The following is a 19367-nucleotide window of genomic DNA, read 5'->3' as shown; positions in this document are numbered from 1 at the left end:
ACGCGAGAGTGAGACGGTCATCGCGCACCCGCCAGCGCCCGCGCGATGGTGCGTTGCACCAGTGACACCTTGAACCCGTTGTCAGACAATGGCTTTGCCCCCACCACCGCCAACTTCGCCGCCTCCAGGTAGCTGTCCTCGGTCGCCGGCCGGCCCCGCAGGGCCTTCTCCACCGCCTCCAGCCGCCACGGCCGGGTGCCCACGCCGCCGACGGCGATCCGCGCGTCCCGCACCACTCCCCGGTGCACGTCCACCGCCACCGCGGCCGAGGCCAGCGCGAACTCGTAGGACGTCCGGTCCCGGACCTTGACGTAGGTCTGCGGCCAGTCGCAGGCCGGCACGATCACCTCGGTGATCAGCTCGCCCGGCCGCAACTGGTTCTCCACCGACGGCGTGTCCCCGGGCAGCCGGTAGAAGTCGGCGAGCCGCACGACCCGCTCGCCGTGCCGGTCCCGCAACCGGATCAAGGCGTCCAGCGCCGTCAGCGCCACCGCCAGGTCGCTGGGGTGGGTGGCCACGCAGGACGAGCTCGTGCCGAGGATGGCGTGCGTCCGGTTGTCCCCGTTGACCGCCGGACAGCCGCTGCCCGGTTTACGCTTGTTGCACGGCATCGACGTGTCGCGGAAGTAGTCGCACCGGGTGCGCTGCAACAGGTTGCCGCCGATGCTGGCCATGTTGCGCAACTGCGGCGAAGCACTCAGCCGCAGCGCGGTGGCCACCATGGACCAGCGCGAGGCCACCTCGTGGTGCACGGCGACGTCGGCCATCCGCTCCAGCGCGCCGATCCGCAGGCCCGCCGGCGTGCGCCGGATCCCGCGCAGCGGCAGGGAGTTGATGTCGACGACGTGGGCCGGCGTCATCACCTCCAGCTTCATCAGGTCGACCAGCGTGGTGCCGCCGGCCAGGTAGGAGACGCCGTCGCCGCCGACGGAAAGCGCTTGCCGCAGGCTGGTGGCCGCGGCGAAGTCGTAGGTCTTCATCTAGTGCTCACCCCGGCACTGCTTGATGGCGTCCACGATGTTGGAGTAGGCCCCGCACCGGCAGATGTTGCCGGACATGGCCTCCCTGATGTCCTCGTCAGTGCCGACCGTGTCGTCCGCGACCACCTCGACGGCCGACATGATCTGTCCGGACGTGCAGAAACCGCACTGGAATCCGTCACAGTCCACGAAGGCCTGTTGCACGGGATGCAACGTCGCGCCGTCGGCGATGCCCTCGATCGTGGTGATCTGCTTGCCCGCACAGGCGATCGCCAGCGTCAGGCACGACACCACCCGCCGGCCGTCCACATGGACCGTGCAGGCCCCGCACTGACCGCGGTCGCAGCCCTTCTTGGTGCCGGTCAGGCCGATGCGCTCACGCAACGCGTCCAGCAGCGTGACCGTCGGATCGGCGTCGATCTCGTACGCCTTGCCGTTGACACTCAACCGGATCCGGCCCGGAGTCACCCCCTCGGCCCAGGCCCGACCGGGGGCCAGCGCCACCGTGCCGGCCACCGACGCGGCCGCCGCGCCGCCCAGAAATCCGCGCCGGGACACACTTCCAGCCATGCGACCTCCCAGGAAGGTGGTCGACGCGGCGGAGTCGACGTCACTGTCGGTGAGGCTAGCAGCACGCGCGATTGACAGTCACCGACGTGCGTAGTGAGATGACTGCACCGCCGCGTCCCCGTGATCGAGGAGGACGACATGAGGGTCGCTGCGACGTTGGTCGCCAGTCTGACCTTGAGCACGACCGTGCTGGCCGGCTCCGCCGCCGCCGACACCGTGCCCGCGACCTGTCCGGTCGTCGCGCCGATGTACACCGCCGCCGGCTACTGGCTGGCCAACGGCACCGACCTGGCCTCGGCCAGCTGGAAGAACGCCGTCTTCCACGTCGGGAACCTGGCCATGGTGCTGACCAGCGGCCAGTCCAACCACAAGACCCTGCCGTGGGCCCAGGCCCTGAACTACCAGCTGGACACCGACCCGGCCAACGAGTTCAACCCGGCGAACGAGGCCGCCGGGGAGGCCTACTTCGACCTCTACACCTACTTCCACCCCGACCCGCCGATCCTGGCCGCGCTGCGGCAGCGGGTCGCCGACGAGGTGGCCAGCGTCCAGCAGGGCAACACCAGGTACTGGAACACGGTCGACGCGCTCAACCAGGCGTGGCCGCAGTTCGTGCGGCTGGGCGTGCTGGACAACAAGCCCGAGGACATCCAGGCCGCGCAGCGGCTGTTCCACTACACCGAGAAGCGGGCCGGCGGCTTCGGGCTGTTCAACGAGCTGACCGGCCTCTGGTACCACGACGCGAGCAAGGTCGGCTCGCTGGAGTTCTGGTCGCGCGGCAACGGCGAGGCCATGGCCGCGCTGGCCACCGTGTTGCAGTGGCTGCCCAAGGACGACCCCAACCGTCCGGAGTACGTGCGGGTGTTCCAGAAGATGGCCACCACCCTTCGGCTGGTCCAGCGACACGACGGCTTCTGGAACGCCGATCTGGTCAACCCCTTCGACCACCCGGGCCCGGAGAGCAGCGGCACCGCGTTCTTCGCCTACGCCATGGGCTGGGGCGTCAACAACGGCATCCTGGACGCCAAGAAGTTCACGCCGACCGTGACCAAGGCGTGGAACGCCCTGACCACCAAGGCATTGCAGCCCAGCGGCCTGTTCGGCTACGTGCAGGGCGACGCCACCGGCCCGCGCGACGCGCAGCCGGTCGAGGCCACCGACACCGCGGCCTACGGCGTAGGGGCCTATCTGATGGCCGGACAGCAGGTGGCGAAGCTGACTCCTGGCTGCTGATCTTGGCGCTAGTCTGCGCGGTATGACCGCGTTCGCCGTTTCCTCCGTGCCCGGCGGGGTTCTCCCGCCGGGCACGCTCGGCTGATGGGCACGCGCCGGGCACTGATCGTGGCCACCGGCGGCTACGAGCACCCCGGCCTGCGCCGGCTGGCCGCCCCCGGGCACGACGCCGACGCGCTGCGGGCCGTGCTGGCCGATCCGGAGCTCGGCGGGTTCGACGTGCAGGTGGCCCGGGACCTGCCGTCGCACCAGATCCAGCGCCGGGTCGCCGACTTCCTGGCCGGGGCCGGCCGGGACGACGTGCTGTTGCTGCACTTCTCGTGCCACGGGCTGAAGAACGCCGCCGGCGAGCTGTTCCTGGCCGGCGCCGACACCGTGCCCAACCGCCTGTCGGCGACGGCCGTGGCCGCTCGCTTCGTGAACGACGAGCTGGCGGAGTGCCGGGCCGCGCATGTGGCGCTGCTGCTGGACTGCTGCTTCGGCGGGGCGTTCGCCAAGGGCACCGTGTCCCGCGCGGTGGACGAGGTCGACGTGGAGCAGTCGTTTCCGTTGCGGCCGGGGCGCAGCCGGGTCGTGATCACGGCGTCCAGCGCCACCGAATACGCCTTCGAGGGCGAGGAGCTGGCCGAATCGGGCCGGTTGCGGCCGTCGGTGTTCACCGGGGCCGTGGTGCAGGGCCTGCGCACGGGCGACGCCGACCTCAACGGCGACGGCTCGGTCGACCTCGACGAGCTCTACAAGTACGTCTACGCAAGGGTTGTGGCCGCGACCGCGCACCAGACGCCGCACCTGTCCGGCGGTGGGCACGGGGCGTCGCTGCTGGTCGCGCACACGCCGATGGCCCGCCGGATCTTGCCGGTCGACGTGACCGAATCCCTTGCCGCGCGGGCGAAGGATCTCAACGCCTCGACCAGGCTGGGGGCGGTCGGCGAACTGCGGGCGCTGCTGGTCGGCGATGACGTGTCGGCGGCGGCCGGGGCGCTGGCGGTGTTGCGGCCCTTGACCAGCGACGACAGCGAGAAGGTGCGGACGGCCGCGGTGGAGGCGCTGGCGGTGGCGCAACTGCGGGCCTCGCCGTCGGTTGTCGAGCTCGGCGAGCAGACCGAGCAGCTGGTGGCGCTGTCCGGTGCGCCGCTGGCGCGGATCTTCCACGTGACCACCGAAACCCAGTGGCTGCGGGTGTCACGCGAGGGCGCGGCAGTGCTGGTGCGGGCCGATCCGGCGGCCTACCCCGAGGGCTACGGCGAGCTGCGTGGGGAGTTCACCGTGACCACGCGACTCGGGCCGGTGGTGGTGCCGGTGGTGTGTCGGCCGGCCGGTCGGTTGTGGGCGCGGGCGTCGATTCCGGTGCCGGACCTGGCGTGGTTCCGGGACTGGCGGGTGCTGGCCGGCATCGCCGTGGCGCAGCTGGTGATCGAGCTGCTCACCGGCGGCGAGTTCCTCGGCGCTTCGACGCTGCTCGGCGTCGTGTACGACGCGCTGCGGTTCGTGCCGCTGTTCGTCGGCATCCGGTTGCTGGACCGCGACGGCCCTCGCCAGGTCGTCGGGCACGCCCTGGTGTTCGCCAACGCGGTGTTCGCGCTGGCCGTCGGGCTGACCAACGTGCACACCGACGGCACCCTGCTGGCCTGGCTCGGGCTGGCGCTGGCCGTGGCGCTGCTGGTGGTGCTGGGGATTCGGCTGTGGCCGTTCGAGCAGGTGCCGCGCCGGCTGACGCTGGTGCCGCCGACGCAGCGGCCGCTGGCCTGGGTGACGATCGGCGCGACCGTAGCCGAGCTGATCCTGCTGGTCGCGGCCGTGCCGTACGACGACGGCGACGTCACGGGCACGTTCACCATCGGCGGCTGGATCGGGCTGGTCGCCGGCCTGGTCGCGGTCGTGCCGTGGGCCGGGCTGTGCGTGCTGGCCGTGCTGACGCGGACGTTGACCGCGCCGCAGCGGCTGTTCGTGACCGCCGCGGTGGTCGCCTATGCCGGGCCCGAGGTGTTCTTCATGCTCGGGTCGCTGCTGCTCGGCACCCACTTCACCTACGTCGGCGACTCGGTGTGGGGCGCCCACGGCATCGCCCCGTGGTTCGCGCTGCTGCACGCCGTGGTCACCGCCGCGCTGGCCGGCTCCACCATCGCGAGGGTTTACAGGCAGGTGTGACGCAGGTTACGGTCAGACTCTGGAAGCGCTTCCAGAGTCCCCGGGCCGCCACCCTCGTCCCCTGCGAAAGGCACCCTCATGTCCGGAGCACGCCTGCGAAGCCTCGCGGTGGCCGCCCTGGTCGCGGCCTCCGTGCTGCTGCCCACGGCGACCGCCCACGCCGCCACCACCACCTGCGCGACCCAGGGCACGATCAGCGCGGCCGGCGGCGAATACACCATCCAGGCCAACGAGTGGAACTCCACCGCCCTCCAGTGCATCACCTACACCAGCGGCACCGCGTGGTCGGTGAGCACCGCCAACTTCACCCTCTCCGGCGGCGCGCCCGCCACGTATCCGTCCATCTACAAGGGCTGCCACTGGGGCGCGTGCACCGCCGGCAGCGGACTTCCGATCCAGGTCAGCAAGCTGGCCGGCGCCACGTCCTCGTGGAGCACGGTTCAGCCCGCGACCGGCGCCTACGACGTGGCCTACGACCTGTGGACCAACTCGGCGCCCACCACCGGCGGGCAGCCCAACGGCAGCGAGATCATGATCTGGCTCAACAGCCGGGGCGGCGTCTCCCCGTTCGGCTCCAAGGTCGCCACGCTGAGCATCGCCGGCCTCAACTGGGACGTGTGGACCGGCCGGCAGACCTCGTGGAACATCGTCTCCTACGTGCTGCGGGGCGGCTCGACCTCGGTCACCAATCTCAATGTGCTCGCCCTGATCAACGACTCGGTGGCACGCGGCACCACCAACGCCAACCACTACCTGCTCGACGCCGAGGCCGGCTTCGAGATCTGGAAGGGCGGCCAGGGTCTGGCCACCACCGGCTTCTCGTTCAGCGCGCGATCCCGGTAGGGCCGGACTTCGGCCGCTGAAGTTACGGTGACCGGATGCGAGCTGTCGTGTACGAGTCGTTCGGTGGCCGGCCCGAGGTCCGGGACGTGCCCGATCCACTGCCCAAGCGGGGCGGGGTGGTGGTCCGGGTCCGGGCCACCGGGTTGTGCCGCAGCGACTGGCACGGCTGGCAGGGGCACGACTCCGACATCACCGAACTGCCCCATGTTCCGGGGCACGAGCTGGCCGGGGAGGTGCACGCGGTCGGCGCCGACGTCACCCGCTGGCGCGTCGGCGACCGCGTCACCGTGCCGTTCATCAGCGCCTGCGGGCGGTGCGCCTCGTGTGCGGCCGGGGACCAGCAGGTCTGCTCGCGGCAGACCCAGCCCGGCTTCACCCACTGGGGGTCGTTCGCCGAGTACGTCGCCCTCGACAACGCCGACGTCAATCTGGTCGCGCTGCCGTCGGAGATGACCTACGCCACCGCCGCCGCGCTGGGCTGCCGCTTCGCCACCGCGTTCCGATCCGTTGTGGCGCAAGGCCGGGTGCGCGCCGGCGAGTGGGTCGCCGTGCACGGCTGCGGCGGCGTCGGCCTGTCCGCCGTCATGATCGCCGCCGCCTGCGGGGCCCAGGTCGTCGCCGTCGACGTCAACCCCCGGGCCCTCGACCTGGCCAAGCAGTTCGGCGCCACCCGCTGTCTGGAAGCGGTTCCAGACGTCGTCTCCCGCATCGTCGACGCCACCGGCGGCGGCGCCCACCTGTCCCTGGACGCCCTCGGCCACCCCGCCACCGCCGCCAACTCGGTCCTCTCCCTGCGCCGTCGCGGCCGGCACGTCCAGGTCGGCCTGCTGCCCGGCGGCCCCACCCCGCTGCCCATGGACCGCGTCATCGGCTGGGAGCTGGAACTCCTCGGCAGCCACGGCATGGCCGCCCACGCCTACGGCCCCATGCTCGACCTCGTCGCCTCCGGCGCCCTGCGCCCGGACCTGCTGGTCGCCCGCACCATCGGCCTGGCCGAAGCCGCCACCGCCCTCGCCGAGCTGGAGCACTCCACCGCCGCCGGCATGACCATGATCGAGCCCTGACCCGGCCGATCCCCCGGCCCATCCCCCCAAGATCAAGGGACCGATCCTCTCGCCCAACGTCAGGAAGGACCCCTTCACAACACTCGACGTCATGAAGGGGCCCTTCCTGACGTTCAACGTGAGGAAAGGTCCCTTCGCCGGGGGGGAGAGAGAGACGGCAGGGAAGGGGCCGTTCAACTGTGGCCAGCGGCGGTGTCGGGGCGTCCTGGCGTGAGCGGGGCGGTCAGAGCTTGTATTCGCTGGCGCCGCCGAGGGCGTGCAGCTTGTTGAGCTCCTCGGCGATCTTCTTCCATTCCCCGGCCTGGCGGGCGGCGTAGGCGTCGTCGCCGCCGGGCTTGGCGCCCAGGGCCAGGATCGGGTCGCTGACGCCGTGCTCCAGGCGGTAGACCAGCACGTTGTGGGCGGCCTTGATCCAGGGCTCGGGGTTGGGCTTGGGCACGGAGCCGACGGCGCTGGCCAGCCACACCGGCAGGGCGTCGCCGGCGGCCATGGCCTCGTTGAGGCGCTGCTTGGCCACCACGCTGATCCGGGCCCGGGCCGCGGTGATCTGGTCCTTGTCGGGCCCGCCGCCGAGGCTGACCGCCTCCAGCTTCTGCACGTCGGCCTCGACCGAGCGCTGGGCCGCCTCCACGCTCGCCCATTTGGGCTTCACCTGAGTGGGCGTCATGTTGATGAAGCCGGTGCCGCCGAACCGCCGGCTCTGCGACTTGGACAGCTGGGTCTTCACCTCGCCGACCCGCTTGCGCAGCGCGTTGGCCTGCTCCAGGGTGAGCTGCCGGCGCTCGGCCTCATGGGCCTGGGCCAGCGTCTTGACCGCGTCGGCCAGGTCCTCGGTCACCTCGTCCAGCCCCGGCCGGGCCCGGCCGCCCCGCTTGACCATGGCCGCGAGCTGTTCCCTGAGCTCACCGATCTGCGCCTGCAACTGCTCGATCGCCCGGCCCGGATCGCTTTCACCCACGGCTCCTCCTCACCTCGATGCGATCTTGCCGGACATCGCCGCGTCGTGGGGCGCGACTTGGCCGCCCGTTCGGGGGAAGCTGGCCGATGCGATGCTGGTGCCCGTGAGCAGGGACGCGACCGGGCTGCGCCGGGGATGGACAACCGGCGCGTGCGCGACGGCCGCCACCAAGGCCGCCTTCACGGCGCTGCTCACCGGCTCGTTCCCCGATCCGGTGGAGATCACCCTGCCCAAGGGCCAGCGGCCGGCGTTCGCCCTCGCGGTGGAGTCCCTCGGCGACGGCTGGGCCACCGCCGGCATCGTCAAGGACGCCGGCGACGACCCCGACGTCACCCACGGGGCCCTGATCCGCGCCACCGTGCGGCCCGGCGCGGCCGGCTCCGGCGTGGTGTTCCGGGCCGGGCCCGGCGTCGGCACCGTCACCAAGCCCGGGCTGCCGCTGGCCGTGGGCGAACCGGCCATCAATCCCGTGCCACGCCAACTGATGCGGGGCGTGGTCGCCGAGGTCGCCGCCGCCCACGGCGACGCCGGCGACGTGGAGGTGGAGATCTCCGTCGACAACGGCGAGGAGATCGCCCGGCACACCTGGAACCCGCGGCTGGGCATCCTCGGCGGGCTGTCCATCCTCGGCACCACCGGCGTTGTCGTGCCGTACTCCTGCTCGGCGTGGATCGACAGCATCCGGCGCGGCATCGACGTCGCCCGCGCCGCCGGGCGCCGGCACGTCGCCGGCTGCACCGGCAGCACCTCCGAACGGGTCGTCACCGAGATGTACGCGCTGCCCGAGGACGCCCTGCTCGACATGGGCGACTTCGTCGGCGCCATGCTCAAGCACCTGCGCCGCCACCCCGTGCCCCGCCTCACCATCGCCGGCGGCATCGGCAAGCTCGCCAAGTTCGCCGACGGGCACCTCGACCTGCACTCCGGCCGCTCCCAGGTCAACCACGCCCTGCTGGCCGACCTCGCCGCCGCCGCCGGCGGCTCCCCCGAGCTCGTCGAGGCCGTTCGCACCGCCAACACCGCCCTCGGCGCTCTCCAGCTGTGCCAACAGGACGGCCTCCCCCTGGCCGACCTCATCGCCGACCGCTGCCGAGCCACCGCCGACGACATCCTCCGCGGCGCGGACATCGCCGTCGACATCGTCGTCATCGACCGCGCCGGCACGATCGTCGGCCGCAGCCAGGGCCCGTCCTGAGGTCGTGGTCCGGGGCCCGCTGACCGGTCGGCGGAGAGCTGGCATGATCCGTCCCATGCCTGATTTTCGTGAGAAACCCGTGCTGTCCGGCGAATCCGTGGTGCTGCGCCCGGTCATCGCCGACGACGCGGCCGACATGCTGGAGGTGCTGGTCGCCGATGGGGACGTGCTGCGGCTGACCGGGTCGCACGGCACCCTGTCGCCGGACGACCTGGAGCCGATGCGCGAGTGGTACGGCAGCCGCGCCGAGCACCACGACCGCCTCGACCTGGCCGTGGTCGACCGTGCCACCGGCCGCTACGTGGGCGAGGTCGTGCTCAACGAGCTGGACCCCAACAACAACTCCTGCTCGTTCCGCATCGCGCTGGGGGCGCAGGGGCAGGACCGCGGCTTCGGCACCGAGGCCACCCGCCTCGTGCTGCGCTATGCCTTCGAACGCGTCGGGCTGCACCGGATCAGCCTCGAGGTCTACGCCTTCAATCCCCGCGCCCGGCGCGTGTACGAGAAGGTCGGCTTCCGCCACGAGGGCGTGCTCCGCGACGCCCTGCTCTGGGAGGGCGAGCGCTTCGACGCCCACGTCATGTCCATCCTCGCGCCGGAATGGGCCGAGCACCGCGGCAACCCCGAGGCGGCCTCGCAGGAGACGTTGGAAGAGACTGCCTGACCGGCTCGGCCGTCAGGTCGCCGGCGGGAGGCCCAACTGGTCACGGAGGACGGGGACAGCCGTGGCCAGGGACGGTCCGTACCAGGTGAGCACGCGGCCGCTGACCAGGCGGACCTGCTTGGCCGGAAAGCACTCGGGGCCGTCATCCGGGGTGAAGACGTAGGGCTCGTCCGGCAGCACGATCAAATCGGCGCCGGCGGCCAGCAGCTGGTCGAGGTCCTGCTTGGGGTACCGGTCGGCATGGTCGGCGTACACGTTGGCCACGCCGACGCGGGCGAGCAGGTCGGTGGTGAAGGTGCGGCTGCCGACGACCATCCAGGGGTCCCGCCAGATGCAGACCAGGGCAGATGCCTCCGGCGCGGGGGAAGAACCATCGAGTTGGCGGTGGGCCTCGGTCAGCCACGGGGGAATCGGGCGGCGGAGCGCGACGGTGATCAGGCGGTCCAGGGAGGTCAGGGCCGTGTCGACGTCCTCGATGACGGTCACCCAGACGGGCACGCCGGCCTGAGTGAGGCGGCGGACGTCCAGCTCGCGGTTCTCCTCCTTGTTGACGACAACGAGGTCGGGCCGCAGGCCGGCGATGCGGCGGGTGTCGGGGTTCTTGGTGCCCCGCACGCGTTCCACGTCGAGGTCGGCGGGATGGGTGCACCAGTCGGTGGCGGCGACGAGCAGTTCCCGATCGGTGGCGGCAATGGCCTCGGTGAGCGAAGGCACCAGCGACACGACGCGGCGCACCTCGTCCGGCAGCGTCACCTCCCGGCCGAGATCATCGCGTTCCGTGCGAGCCATCGGGCCAGGCTATCGTGCGGCGGTGGGCAGGTCGGGGCTGGTCAGGACGGTGCTGGTGCTGGGGGGCACGGGCGAGGCGCGGCGGTTGGCTGAGGTGCTGGCGGGGCGGCCGGGGTTGCGCGTGGTGACGTCGCTGGCGGGGCGGGTGAGCAGCCCTCACCACCCGCCGGGCGAGGTCCGGATCGGGGGCTTCGACGGGGTGGAGGGGCTGGCCGAGTGGTTGCGGGCCGAGGGCGTGGACGCGGTGGTGGATGCCACGCATCCGTTCGCGGCCAGGATCACGGAGTCGGCGGTCGCGGCGACCGAGAGGCTGGGGCTGCGGTTGCTGGTGTTGCGGCGGCCGGGGTGGCGGGAGGTCGAGGGCGACGACTGGCGGTGGGTGGACTCGGTGGCCGAGGCGGCGGCGATGGTGCCGTCGGTGGGCACGAGGGCGTTGATCACGGTCGGCCGGCAGGAGCTGGAGCCGTTCGCGCAGCTCGACGGGGTGTGGCTGCTGGCCCGGTCGATCGAGCAACCAACCGTGCCGGTCAGGGCAGTCCTCGGTCGGGGACCCTTCAGCGTCGAGGCGGAGCTGAGGTTGCTCCGGGAGCACGCCATCGACGTGCTGGTGACCAAGGACAGCGGCGGCGACGACGCGAAACTGGTCGCGGCGCGCCGGCTCGGCGTGCCGGTGATCGTGGTGCGCCGACCCCCGCCACCAGCGGTTACCGTGGTGTCCACAGTGGATCAAGCCGCCAACTGGGTGATCTAGGGGCACGCGACGGTGGAAACAGTCGGCGCGGCGGCTACTCATGCCCTACGCTTCGGGCTCGCGCGGCGAACGCAGTAAGCAGGGCGACTCCGAATTCCCTCAGCAACTGACTACGACCGTCTCAGCGTCCTCACAGGCGAGTCCGCGAACCTGGTCGTGTGCGGTGGGGTGCCTCCTTGCCGCCGAGTTCGGGGAGGAGATCGCCGTGCAGCACGATCTCGACATCCGCTGGGACACCGCCAGCGAGCGCAACCTGCGCGCGGTCAATGCCGACGCCGTGGCCACCCGGCGCGATCCGGCGACCGGCAAGCTGGTGTTCGCGGTCGCCGACGGCATCGGCGACACGTCCCGCTCGGCCGAGGCCGCGCGCAAGGCCGTCGCCGCCGCCGTCGCCACGCCCGTCGAGCAGGGCGCCATCCAGGCGATGCTCGCCGCCCAGCAGGCCCTGCTGTTCGACGAGCACGACTGCGTGCTGGTCGTGGCCATGCCGTTCACCGACCGGGTCAGCAGCGGCTACCGCATCGCCTGGGTCGGCGACTGCCGCGCCTACCTGTGGGACGACCAGACGCTGCACCAGCTGACCTCGGACCAGACCGTCGCCGCGTACCTGCGGTCGCAGCTGCGGCCCACGACGCCGCGCATGGAGCACATCGTCACCAACACCGTGCGCACCACCTCCACCGACCAGATCGGCTGGACCCAGGTCCGCACCAACGGTTCCGGGCTGCTGCTGGCCACCGACGGCGTGCACAAGGTGGTGCCGGCCATCGCCATGCACCGGGAGCTCACCACCGCCGCCCGGCCGGCGCAGGCCCTCATCGACGCGGCCACCGCGCTGGGCGGCCGGGACAACGCCAGCGCCGTGGTGATCGACTGGTCCGCGGCTCGCCGGGAGCCGCCGCCGGTCCCCCGGCAGGGCGCCGCGCCGCTGGTGCACCAGTAGCCGATTCCCACCTCCCTTTCGAAGTCGTTGTGCCGCTGGGGATTGCTGTGCTTGCCGGGCCGGGATCCCTGACCCGGCAAGCACATCTCCCTGAAGGCGCTTACTGGACGGTCACCGCACCCACCAGAACCTGGCCCTTGGTCGGGTCGAGCTGGGAGGCAGGCACGGTGTCGACCGCCTTGGGCGCCGTCGCCGGATCGATGACGCAGATGGGATCCGTGCCGCCCGGCGCGCAGACGCCGAACTGGTAGCCCTGGGGCGTGGCGGCGAAGGAACGGGCCTGGTCGGCGTTGAAGCCGTCCTGCCCGGTCAGCACCACGGAGAACGTCCAGCCGGGGCCCGGGGTGCCGAACGCCGCCTTGGGTAAGGCCACGGTGATGGTCTTGGTGTCGGCCGAGGCCACGGCGGCGCTGGGCGTGCCGACCTGGTGGCCGGCGGCGTCGAGCCAGGACGGCGCGGCGAAGCCCTGGAGCTCGATCCGTTGCGACCACGGGGAAACCTGGTAGTTGCGGGATGGGAACGGCGCGGCGGTCGAGGTCGGCTGCCCCGGGGCGCCGACGTAGATGTCGAGCAGTTGCGCGCCCATGGTGCTGCCGAAGGTCGGCACGAGGTTGCGCAGGGTGGTGCGGAGATAGACGGTGTCGTCGAGGGTGACGACCTGGAACCGGGTCAGGTCGAAGGAGCCGGGCGCGAAGTCGGCGGCGGTCGGGTACTGGTAGGTGCCGGGGCCGTTGTCGTCGCCGGCCGGGTCGGTGGCGTCCAGCACGCTGGTGCCGCCGACGAGATCGCCGGTGACGGTGGTGTGGGCGTAGCCGGTCCGGTTGCCGGCGGCGGAAACCCCGACGGTGATGGAGTTGGAGCCGAAGCCGACCGGCACGGTGACGGCGTAGGCCCCGTCGGGAACGGCGGTGGTGCTGACGGTGCCGGCCTTGCCGGCGGTGTCGGTGGCCAGCGCCTGGACGCTGACCGACGCGCCCGGCAGGGTCTTGCCGGTGACCGACGCGGTGCCGCCGCTGGCCGTGGCGGCGACCGTCACGTCAAGTTTGCCGGGCGCGGCCTGGGAAACGTAGCGGTCGGTGGTGACCGACGGCCGGTCGAGCACGTGGCCGGCCCGCAGGTCGGCGGCCAGCCGGAGGCGCTGGGCCTGGGCCCAGGTCAGCGGCGAGGCCGAGCCGGCGGCGTGGCCGTTGGCGAAGCCGATGGACGCGGTGGTCGGGTCCGTGCCGTACGGGGAGGCCGGCAGGTCCGGGCTCTCCCAGGCCTGCTCGGGCACCAGCCCGACGCCGGAGGCCGAGCCGAACATGCTGTCCAGCAACGACTTCGCGGCCCTGCTGTCGCCCAGGGTGAGGGCCGACTCGGCGCGTTCGCCGGACAGCACGGGCCACAGGTGCCCGGTGCCGGTGTCGGTGGTCGGCCACGGCTGCCCCTGGCCGGTGCAGGTGCTCTGGCTGGGCTGGTAGCAGTCGCCGTAGCCGTCGGCGCTGCCAGCCGAAGCCGTTGTGCCGTAACGGTAGTAGCCGACGCCGGTGGCGGTCCGCACGGCGATCTGCTTGTCCAGCACGGCCAGCGAGGCGACGAAGTCCTTGTCCTGCGGGGAAAGCTCGCCCAGCCGGACCAGTTCCTGGAAGCCGCCGTCGACCACGGCCCGCTGGTCGGCGGTCGGGCCGCCGTTGCCGAGGTTGTAGCTGACGGCCGAGTTCGGGTCGCCGTTCTTGGTCAGCCGCACGAAGTACGAGGGCCCGTAGGGCCCGGTGGTGGTGACGGTCCAGGACTTCACGTTGCGCTGGAAGTCGTCGGCGGCGGCGCGGTAGATCGCGGCGTCGGCGTGGTCGCCGCGCTGGTCGGCGATGGCCCCGGCGGCGACCAGGCCGGCGATCTCGGCGGCGATGGTGGACGGCGAGTAGCCGGACTGCTCCTCCCACCGTTCGACGCCGAACGACGGGCCGTGCGCGAGCAGGTAGTCGGCCGCCGGCTTGATGTGTTGGGTCCAAAGGGAACTGTCGGCCAGCCCGGTCAGCTGGGCCATCAGGATCGGGTACGCGGTCTCGTCGAGCTGGTCCCCGCCGGTGTCGGGCGCGACCTTGCCGTTGACCAGCGAGTTGCGGGGCAGTTCGCCGGTGGGCAGCTGCTGCTTGGTCAGCAGGAAGGTGGCGATGGCCCGGGCGGTGGACTTGTCGCCGGCGGCCAGGAAACCGGTGAACGCCTCGTAGGCGTCGCGGGCGAACACCTCGCGGTAGGAGCCGAAGTAGGCGGGCTTGTCGGCTTTGACCGCCTGGCCCCACGGGCTGGCCAGGGAGGCGACGACCGCGCCGGGGAAGGTCTTGTCCTCGCTGGCTTTCAGCACGTTCGCGTCGAGCGGGAGGGTGCCGCGCACGAGGCTGTGGTCGTAGTCCCGCCAGCCTTCGGTGTAGTCGTCGCGCAGCCGCCCGAACGAGGCGCGGGCGGAGCTGCGCGCGGTGGCGACGGCCTGGTTCTGGTCGCGGCCGAAGCCCAGCGCGAGCGTGAAGTCCCGGGCGGTCACGTCCTCGGTGGCGGTCACGTGGCCGTTGGGCGCGGAGGTGTAGCGGGTGATGCCGTGGGTGGCGTCGAGCTGGGTCAGGCCGTCGCTCGCGGTGCCGGCGTAGCCGACGGTCGAGGATTTCGCCGATGTGCCGACGAGCGCCATGAAGGTGGGCACGGCGTAGTCACGGTTGACGGCCTGGCTGACCGTGTCGGTGTCGGACAGCACCGGCACGCCGTCGACCACCGCGGCGTTGTCCCCGCTGTTGCCGTTCACGTGCCCGTCCAGGCGGGCGTACACGCGCAGGTCGGGCGGGCCGTCCACGCTGGTGTGCATGACCACCGAATCGCGGGCGGGATCGGTGATGTAGGTGGTGGTCAGCCGATATCGGTGCTTGGCGCTGGTCGACGTGACGGTGCAGACCATGCCGGTGTCGTCCGCGCGGACGGTGTAGGTGGTGTCCCGGGTCTGGAGATCGGTGAACGTGCGGCCGTCGGTCACGATGTACTGGAGGGTGCCGACGTCGGTGTTGTCGATCGTCGGCTCATAGACGTCGGAGAGCACGCCGTTGGCGACCGTGTACCAGACCTTCGACTTCGTGGTGCGGGCCGTGCCCAGGCAGTCCTTGCGGGCCAGGTCGAAATACGCCGTCGCCCCCGGCGCGCCCGGCGGGGCCGGATCGGCGTTGGCCGCCGGAACCAGTGAGGTTGCCAGCAGGGACGCCAGGATCACCGGCGTCAGCACTCGCAGCATGTCTAGTCCTCGCCTTCGAGTCGGACATCGAACCGACCTTAGCGAGGGTCACGCTTCAATTGGCACTGAAGTTATCGTGCCTTGAGAAGAGGAGCGAGGGCCCGGGTCGCTGCGGTGATGGCGGCCGTCGCGTCGGCCGGGTTTCCGCTGCTCGGGGCGCTGCTGAGGACGACTACCACATATCGTTGGCCGCTGCCGACGAGTCCCGTGGTGTGCAGAACTCGATCAGGACGGCAGCAGCCCCAGCCCTGCTTCACCCACCATTCGGCCGCGCCGGCCGAGGGGATGCCGAAGGACTGGTCGAAGCCGTCGGCCGCGGTGGCCGGCGCGTGGTAGAGCGCCTTGATGATCGTCTGCTGGCCGCTGGACTCGAGGTACTGGTAGATCCGCACCACGTCGTCGGCGGTGGTCGTGGTGTCGCCCCAGCGGCCGGGATCCTGCGGCGGACTGGTGTGCCGCAGCTGGAGCTGCGCGGCCAGGCTGGTCACGATCTTCGGGCCGCCGCCGGCCGACCACAGCGTGTTGGCCACGGCGTCGTCGCTGCGGGCCAGCATCTCCGTGACCTTGGCCGCCGTGGTCCGGCGATGGCTCAGGGCGTCCACCGCGATCAGCAGCTTCACCACGGACTCCGCCGGGAACGGCCGATCCTGGCCCGAGGTGAGCAACGCCGTGCCGGCGACCCGGTCGTACACCTCGATGCCCAGCGTCGCCTGCGGCGCGGCCTGCTGGGCCGCGGTCGCCACGTCCCCGATCAGTCCTCGGATCAACACGAACACGCAGACCAGCGCCGCCACGACCGCCATCCACAGCGGCAGCGCCCCACGACTCCCCAGCCTCATACTCAAGAAGGTGTCCGATCAGGGCCCGGGGTTGCCTTCGCCGGCCGAATCGAGATCTGAACCGCCGGCGGGGTCGCCGCGTATCGACTCCTGACGCCCCTGCTAAGGAGACACCGGCCAGTGAAGAACCCCTACAAGCACGTGCTCGGCGCGCTCGGCGTGACGTTGGCGGTCGTCAGCCTCACTCCGGCCTCGGCGCTGGCAGACCCGCCGACGACCGCCGCCGACGCGCTGGCGCAGCTGCACGACGCCAGCCAGAAGCAGGAGTCGCTGGGCGAGCAGTACAACGCGGCCCAGCTGACCTACCAGGCACGGCAGGCCGACGCCCAGAAGGCCGCGGCCGATCTGGCCACCGACCAGCAGGCGGTCAAGCAGGCGCAGGACGAGGAGGGCCGGTACCGCGGGGACGTGGACCGCTGGGTCTCGGCCACCACCGAGGGGGCGGACCTGAGCAGCATGTCGGCGCTGCTGACCGGGCAGTCGCCGAGCGACTTCCTGGACCGCGCCTGGCTGCTCCAGGAGGTCAGCAAGTTCAACGGCGACGCCATGGACGGGCTGACCCGAGCGCTGGACAAGGCCAACGCCGCCAGCAAGCAGGCGCAGCAGGCCCAGCAGAAGGCCACCGACGCGGCGGCGCAGGCCAAGCAGGTCGCCGACGGCTTACAGGCGCAGAAGACCGCCGCGGTGCAGGCCCAGGCGGCCGCGCAGGCGGCGTACGACAAGCTGACCGGGACCCAGAAGTCCCAGCTCAAGTCGGACAAGGGCCTGCCGTTCGACACCAGCAACGTGCCGGCCGGCGCGGCCGGCGTCGCCGTGAAGGCCGCCCTCGGCCAGGTCGGCACGCCCTACGTCTACGGCGGCAACACCCCGGGCCAGGGCCTGGACTGCTCCTCGCTGGTGCAGTACGCGTACCGGCAGGCCGGGGTGAGCCTGCCCCGCGTCACCACCGAGCAGGTGCTGGTCGGCCGCACCGTGGCCAAGGCCGACCTCATCCCCGGCGACCTGCTGTTCTTCGGCACCGCCGGCAACGTGCACCACGTGGCCATGTACATCGGCAACGGCAACATCGTGCACGCCCCCGACGTGGGCCAGGTCGTCAAGGTGGTGCCGATCAGCGGCGGCGGCAGCGACTACTACACGTCCCGGCGCATCGTCGGCTGATCCCCCCGAGCCCGGCCGGTGTGCGCGTACCGCGCGGCGCGCGCACCGGCCGTTGTCGTATGTTTACGGCGCTCACACGAGGGCGGGAGGGCCGTGCCGGCTTCGGCGAAGGACAGCTATCACCACGGCGACCTGCGGGCGGCGCTGCTGACCGCCGCGATGGAGATGCTCGAACAGGGTGAGCCGTTCTCGCTGCGGGCCCTCGCGCGCCGCTCAGGGGTCTCCCCCACCGCGCCGTATCGGCACTTCGAGGACCGCGACGCCCTGGAGTCCGCCCTCGCCACCGAGGGTTTCCGCGATCTGCGGACGGACCTGACCGTCCGAGGCGCGCTGCCCTCCTCGGCCGCCGAGCTCGCCGAGCTGGGCGTCGTGTACGTCGATTTCGCCCTGCGGCGGCCCGCGTTGTTCCGGCTCATGTTCGGCAACGAGTGCGACGACTCCGACGACCAGCGGGTGCGGGCCGCCGACGACCTGCGCGAGCTGCTCGCCCAGGCCATGGCCGCCGTCTTTCCCGGCGACGACACCGCCGCGCTGGCCGACGCCGGCTGGGCCGTCGCCCATGGCCTGGCCTTCCTGCACCTGGACGGCAAGCTCAGCGCCAACAGCCCGGCCGAGGTCGCCGCGCGCGTGCGGGCCGCATACGCGGCGATCTTCTCGGCCGGCCGGTAACCAATGTTGACGGTGCTCACATCCCCGGCTAGGCTGGATGTAAGCGCCGTAAACATACGGGGCCGCCCGAAGGGAACTCCGCCATGACCTCCGTCCTGATGGTCCTGTCCGCCGCCGACCACTGGACTCTCACCGACGGCACGAAACACCCCACCGGCTTCTGGGCCGAGGAGTTCGTCGTCCCCCACGACGTGTTCGCCGAGGCCGGCTGGGACATCACGGTGGCCACACCCGGCGGGCAGGCGCCGACTGTGGATCAGCTCAGCCTCGGCATCTCCGGCGGCTTTCCGACCAAGACCCGCCGGATCAAGGCCAGGCTCGACGAGCTCACCCCGTCGCTGGCCACGCCGGCCGACCTGCACCACGCCGACTTCGACGCCTTCGACCTGGTGTTCTACCCCGGCGGTCACGGCCCCATGGAGGACCTCGCCCAGGACCGGATCTCCGGCAAGCTGCTGTCCGAGCGGCTCGCCTCCGGCCGGCCGCTCGCCCTGCTCTGCCACGCGCCGGCGGCCATCCTGGCCGCGACCGCGCCCGACGGCTCCTCTCCGTTCGCCGGCTACAAGATGACCGGGCTGTCCAACCGGGAGGAACTGCTCAACCGGTTCGCGAAGAAGGCTCCCTGGTTGCTGGAGGACCGGCTGAAGGAGGTCGGCGTGGACTACAGCAAGGCGCTGCTGCCGCTGCGGCCCTTCACCGTCGTCGACCGCGGCCTGCACACCGGCCAGAACCCGCAGTCCTCCGAGAAACTGGCCCGACAGGTGGTCGCGGCCCTGGGGTGAGGCGGTCGCCCAGTAGCCTCGACACGTGGCGATCCTGCTGTTCAACGACGCCCCGATCCGCACGGCGGAGCCCGGGGACGAGGACCTCGTGCTCGACGTGCTGGCCGACGCGGCGGCGTGGCTGCGGGAGCGGGGCATCGAGCAGTGGCCGGAGCGCTTCCCGGCGGAGTCGGTGGCCGAGCAGATCACCCGGGGCCAGGCGCTGCTGGTCGGCGACCCGGCGGTGGCGACGGTGGTGGTCACCGACAGCGACCCGGAGCTGTGGGGCGAGAACGCGGTGCCGGCGTACTACATCTCCCGATTAGCGGTGACGCGGGCGGCGGCCGGCCGGCGGCTGGGCTACCGGATCCTGGACTGGGTGCAGGCGGCGGCGTTCGCCAAGGGCTGGCGGTACGTGCGGCTGGCGACCTCCAGGGACAACCCGGGGCTGCGCCGGTACTACGAGAAGGCCGGATTCCTGCACGTCAGCGACCCGGAAGAGGCCCGCTGGCCGACGAGTCTGTACGAGCGCTACCGCTAGTCTGG

18 protein-coding genes are annotated in these 19367 nt (G+C 71.8%); 12 read left to right on the top strand and 6 right to left on the bottom strand.

What is annotated here, in order from left to right:
- Window positions 1-17: 17 nt before the first annotated feature.
- Together ACIG5F_RS21370 and ACIG5F_RS21365 are read right to left on the bottom strand one after the other, a co-directional pair.
- Window positions 18-980, bottom strand: a complete 963-nt coding sequence (locus ACIG5F_RS21370) for an FAD binding domain-containing protein (protein ID WP_396519935.1) — start codon at window positions 978-980, stop codon at window positions 18-20.
- Complete coding sequence (locus ACIG5F_RS21365; RefSeq protein WP_396519933.1) at window positions 981-1550, bottom strand: (2Fe-2S)-binding protein; 570 nt, start codon at window positions 1548-1550, stop codon at window positions 981-983. It abuts the gene before it with no gap.
- Window positions 1551-1688: 138 nt separating this feature from the next.
- Between ACIG5F_RS21365 and ACIG5F_RS21360 the strand changes: the two genes are divergently transcribed.
- The 4 genes from ACIG5F_RS21360 (at window position 1689) to ACIG5F_RS21345 (ending at window position 6838) form a co-directional block, all read left to right on the top strand.
- A complete protein-coding gene (locus tag ACIG5F_RS21360) occupies window positions 1689-2783 on the top strand; it encodes a glycoside hydrolase family 88 protein (RefSeq protein WP_396519931.1) in 1095 nt (364 codons plus the stop codon).
- 84 nt (window positions 2784-2867) lie between these two features.
- A complete protein-coding gene (locus ACIG5F_RS21355; protein WP_396519929.1) occupies window positions 2868-4931 on the top strand; it encodes a caspase family protein in 2064 nt (687 codons plus the stop codon).
- A 78-nt stretch (window positions 4932-5009) separates the two neighbouring features.
- A complete protein-coding gene (locus ACIG5F_RS21350) occupies window positions 5010-5774 on the top strand; it encodes a glycoside hydrolase (protein ID WP_396519927.1) in 765 nt (254 codons plus the stop codon).
- A gap of 35 nt (window positions 5775-5809) precedes the next feature.
- A complete protein-coding gene (locus ACIG5F_RS21345; RefSeq protein ID WP_396519926.1) occupies window positions 5810-6838 on the top strand; it encodes a zinc-dependent alcohol dehydrogenase family protein in 1029 nt (342 codons plus the stop codon).
- 223 nt (window positions 6839-7061) lie between these two features.
- Here ACIG5F_RS21345 and ACIG5F_RS21340 read toward each other — a convergent pair whose 3' ends face one another.
- Window positions 7062-7796 carry a hypothetical protein gene (locus ACIG5F_RS21340; protein WP_396519924.1) on the bottom strand — a complete coding sequence of 245 codons (735 nt, stop codon included), beginning with the start codon at window positions 7794-7796 and terminating at the stop codon, window positions 7062-7064.
- A gap of 103 nt (window positions 7797-7899) precedes the next feature.
- On the opposite strand from ACIG5F_RS21340, the gene ACIG5F_RS21335 reads away from it, so the two are divergent.
- Both ACIG5F_RS21335 and ACIG5F_RS21330 read left to right on the top strand, forming a co-directional pair.
- Complete coding sequence (locus ACIG5F_RS21335) at window positions 7900-8991, top strand: cobalt-precorrin-5B (C(1))-methyltransferase (RefSeq protein ID WP_396519922.1); 1092 nt, start codon at window positions 7900-7902, stop codon at window positions 8989-8991.
- Window positions 8992-9046: 55 nt separating this feature from the next.
- Complete coding sequence (locus ACIG5F_RS21330; protein ID WP_396519920.1) at window positions 9047-9655, top strand: GNAT family N-acetyltransferase; 609 nt, start codon at window positions 9047-9049, stop codon at window positions 9653-9655.
- A 12-nt stretch (window positions 9656-9667) separates the two neighbouring features.
- Here ACIG5F_RS21330 and ACIG5F_RS21325 read toward each other — a convergent pair whose 3' ends face one another.
- Window positions 9668-10444, bottom strand: coding sequence for a helical backbone metal receptor (locus ACIG5F_RS21325; RefSeq protein WP_396519918.1), 777 nt, complete (start codon window positions 10442-10444; stop codon window positions 9668-9670).
- A 22-nt stretch (window positions 10445-10466) separates the two neighbouring features.
- Between ACIG5F_RS21325 and ACIG5F_RS21320 the strand changes: the two genes are divergently transcribed.
- Window positions 10467-11195: a cobalt-precorrin-6A reductase gene (locus ACIG5F_RS21320; RefSeq protein WP_396519916.1), complete on the top strand. Its 729-nt coding sequence runs from the start codon at window positions 10467-10469 to the stop codon at window positions 11193-11195.
- A gap of 205 nt (window positions 11196-11400) precedes the next feature.
- Window positions 11401-12138, top strand: a complete 738-nt coding sequence (locus ACIG5F_RS21315; RefSeq protein WP_396519914.1) for a PP2C family protein-serine/threonine phosphatase — start codon at window positions 11401-11403, stop codon at window positions 12136-12138.
- Between the two features lie 100 nt (window positions 12139-12238).
- On the opposite strand, the gene ACIG5F_RS21310 is transcribed toward ACIG5F_RS21315, so the two are convergent.
- Complete coding sequence (locus tag ACIG5F_RS21310) at window positions 12239-15391, bottom strand: glucodextranase DOMON-like domain-containing protein (protein WP_396519912.1); 3153 nt, start codon at window positions 15389-15391, stop codon at window positions 12239-12241.
- A 71-nt stretch (window positions 15392-15462) separates the two neighbouring features.
- Window positions 15463-16230 carry a hypothetical protein gene (locus tag ACIG5F_RS21305; RefSeq protein WP_396519910.1) on the bottom strand — a complete coding sequence of 256 codons (768 nt, stop codon included), beginning with the start codon at window positions 16228-16230 and terminating at the stop codon, window positions 15463-15465.
- Window positions 16231-16350: 120 nt separating this feature from the next.
- On the opposite strand from ACIG5F_RS21305, the gene ACIG5F_RS21300 reads away from it, so the two are divergent.
- From ACIG5F_RS21300 to ACIG5F_RS21285, 4 genes are all read left to right on the top strand, one after another.
- The gene (locus tag ACIG5F_RS21300) at window positions 16351-17391 is read left to right on the top strand and encodes an NlpC/P60 family protein (protein WP_396519908.1); all 1041 of its coding nucleotides are present in this window, start codon (window positions 16351-16353) and stop codon (window positions 17389-17391) included.
- Between the two features lie 93 nt (window positions 17392-17484).
- On the top strand, window positions 17485-18060 hold the full coding sequence (locus ACIG5F_RS21295) for a TetR/AcrR family transcriptional regulator (protein ID WP_396519906.1): 576 nt from the start codon (window positions 17485-17487) through the stop codon (window positions 18058-18060).
- Window positions 18061-18143: 83 nt separating this feature from the next.
- Window positions 18144-18842 (top strand): type 1 glutamine amidotransferase domain-containing protein, encoded by a 699-nt coding sequence (locus ACIG5F_RS21290; protein ID WP_396519905.1) that lies wholly within the window; start codon window positions 18144-18146, stop codon window positions 18840-18842.
- Window positions 18843-18867: 25 nt separating this feature from the next.
- Window positions 18868-19362: a GNAT family N-acetyltransferase gene (locus ACIG5F_RS21285; protein ID WP_396519903.1), complete on the top strand. Its 495-nt coding sequence runs from the start codon at window positions 18868-18870 to the stop codon at window positions 19360-19362.
- Window positions 19363-19367: the final 5 nt, after the last annotated feature.

It is taken from the genome of Kutzneria sp. NPDC052558 (genome assembly GCF_044547355.1).
Taxonomy (GTDB): Bacteria; Actinomycetota; Actinomycetes; order Mycobacteriales; family Pseudonocardiaceae; genus Kutzneria.
This window is presented reverse-complemented; position numbering and strand designations above follow the sequence as displayed.

Excerpts from the sequence above, each read along its gene's own strand:
- ACIG5F_RS21365 (WP_396519933.1), bottom strand. The coding sequence starts at position 1,550 with ATGGCTGGAAGTGTGTCCCGGCGCGGATTTCTGGGCGGCGCGGCGGCC.
- ACIG5F_RS21350 (WP_396519927.1), top strand. The coding sequence starts at position 5,010 with ATGTCCGGAGCACGCCTGCGAAGCCTCGCGGTGGCCGCCCTGGTCGCG.
- ACIG5F_RS21310 (WP_396519912.1), bottom strand. The coding sequence starts at position 15,391 with ATGCTGCGAGTGCTGACGCCGGTGATCCTGGCGTCCCTGCTGGCAACC.
- ACIG5F_RS21330 (WP_396519920.1), top strand. The coding sequence starts at position 9,047 with ATGCCTGATTTTCGTGAGAAACCCGTGCTGTCCGGCGAATCCGTGGTG.
- ACIG5F_RS21325 (WP_396519918.1), bottom strand. The coding sequence starts at position 10,444 with ATGGCTCGCACGGAACGCGATGATCTCGGCCGGGAGGTGACGCTGCCG.
- ACIG5F_RS21360 (WP_396519931.1), top strand. The coding sequence starts at position 1,689 with ATGAGGGTCGCTGCGACGTTGGTCGCCAGTCTGACCTTGAGCACGACC.
- ACIG5F_RS21305 (WP_396519910.1), bottom strand. The coding sequence starts at position 16,230 with ATGAGGCTGGGGAGTCGTGGGGCGCTGCCGCTGTGGATGGCGGTCGTG.
- ACIG5F_RS21355 (WP_396519929.1), top strand. The coding sequence starts at position 2,868 with ATGGGCACGCGCCGGGCACTGATCGTGGCCACCGGCGGCTACGAGCAC.
- ACIG5F_RS21290 (WP_396519905.1), top strand. The coding sequence starts at position 18,144 with ATGACCTCCGTCCTGATGGTCCTGTCCGCCGCCGACCACTGGACTCTC.
- ACIG5F_RS21345 (WP_396519926.1), top strand. The coding sequence starts at position 5,810 with ATGCGAGCTGTCGTGTACGAGTCGTTCGGTGGCCGGCCCGAGGTCCGG.
- ACIG5F_RS21370 (WP_396519935.1), bottom strand. The coding sequence starts at position 980 with ATGAAGACCTACGACTTCGCCGCGGCCACCAGCCTGCGGCAAGCGCTT.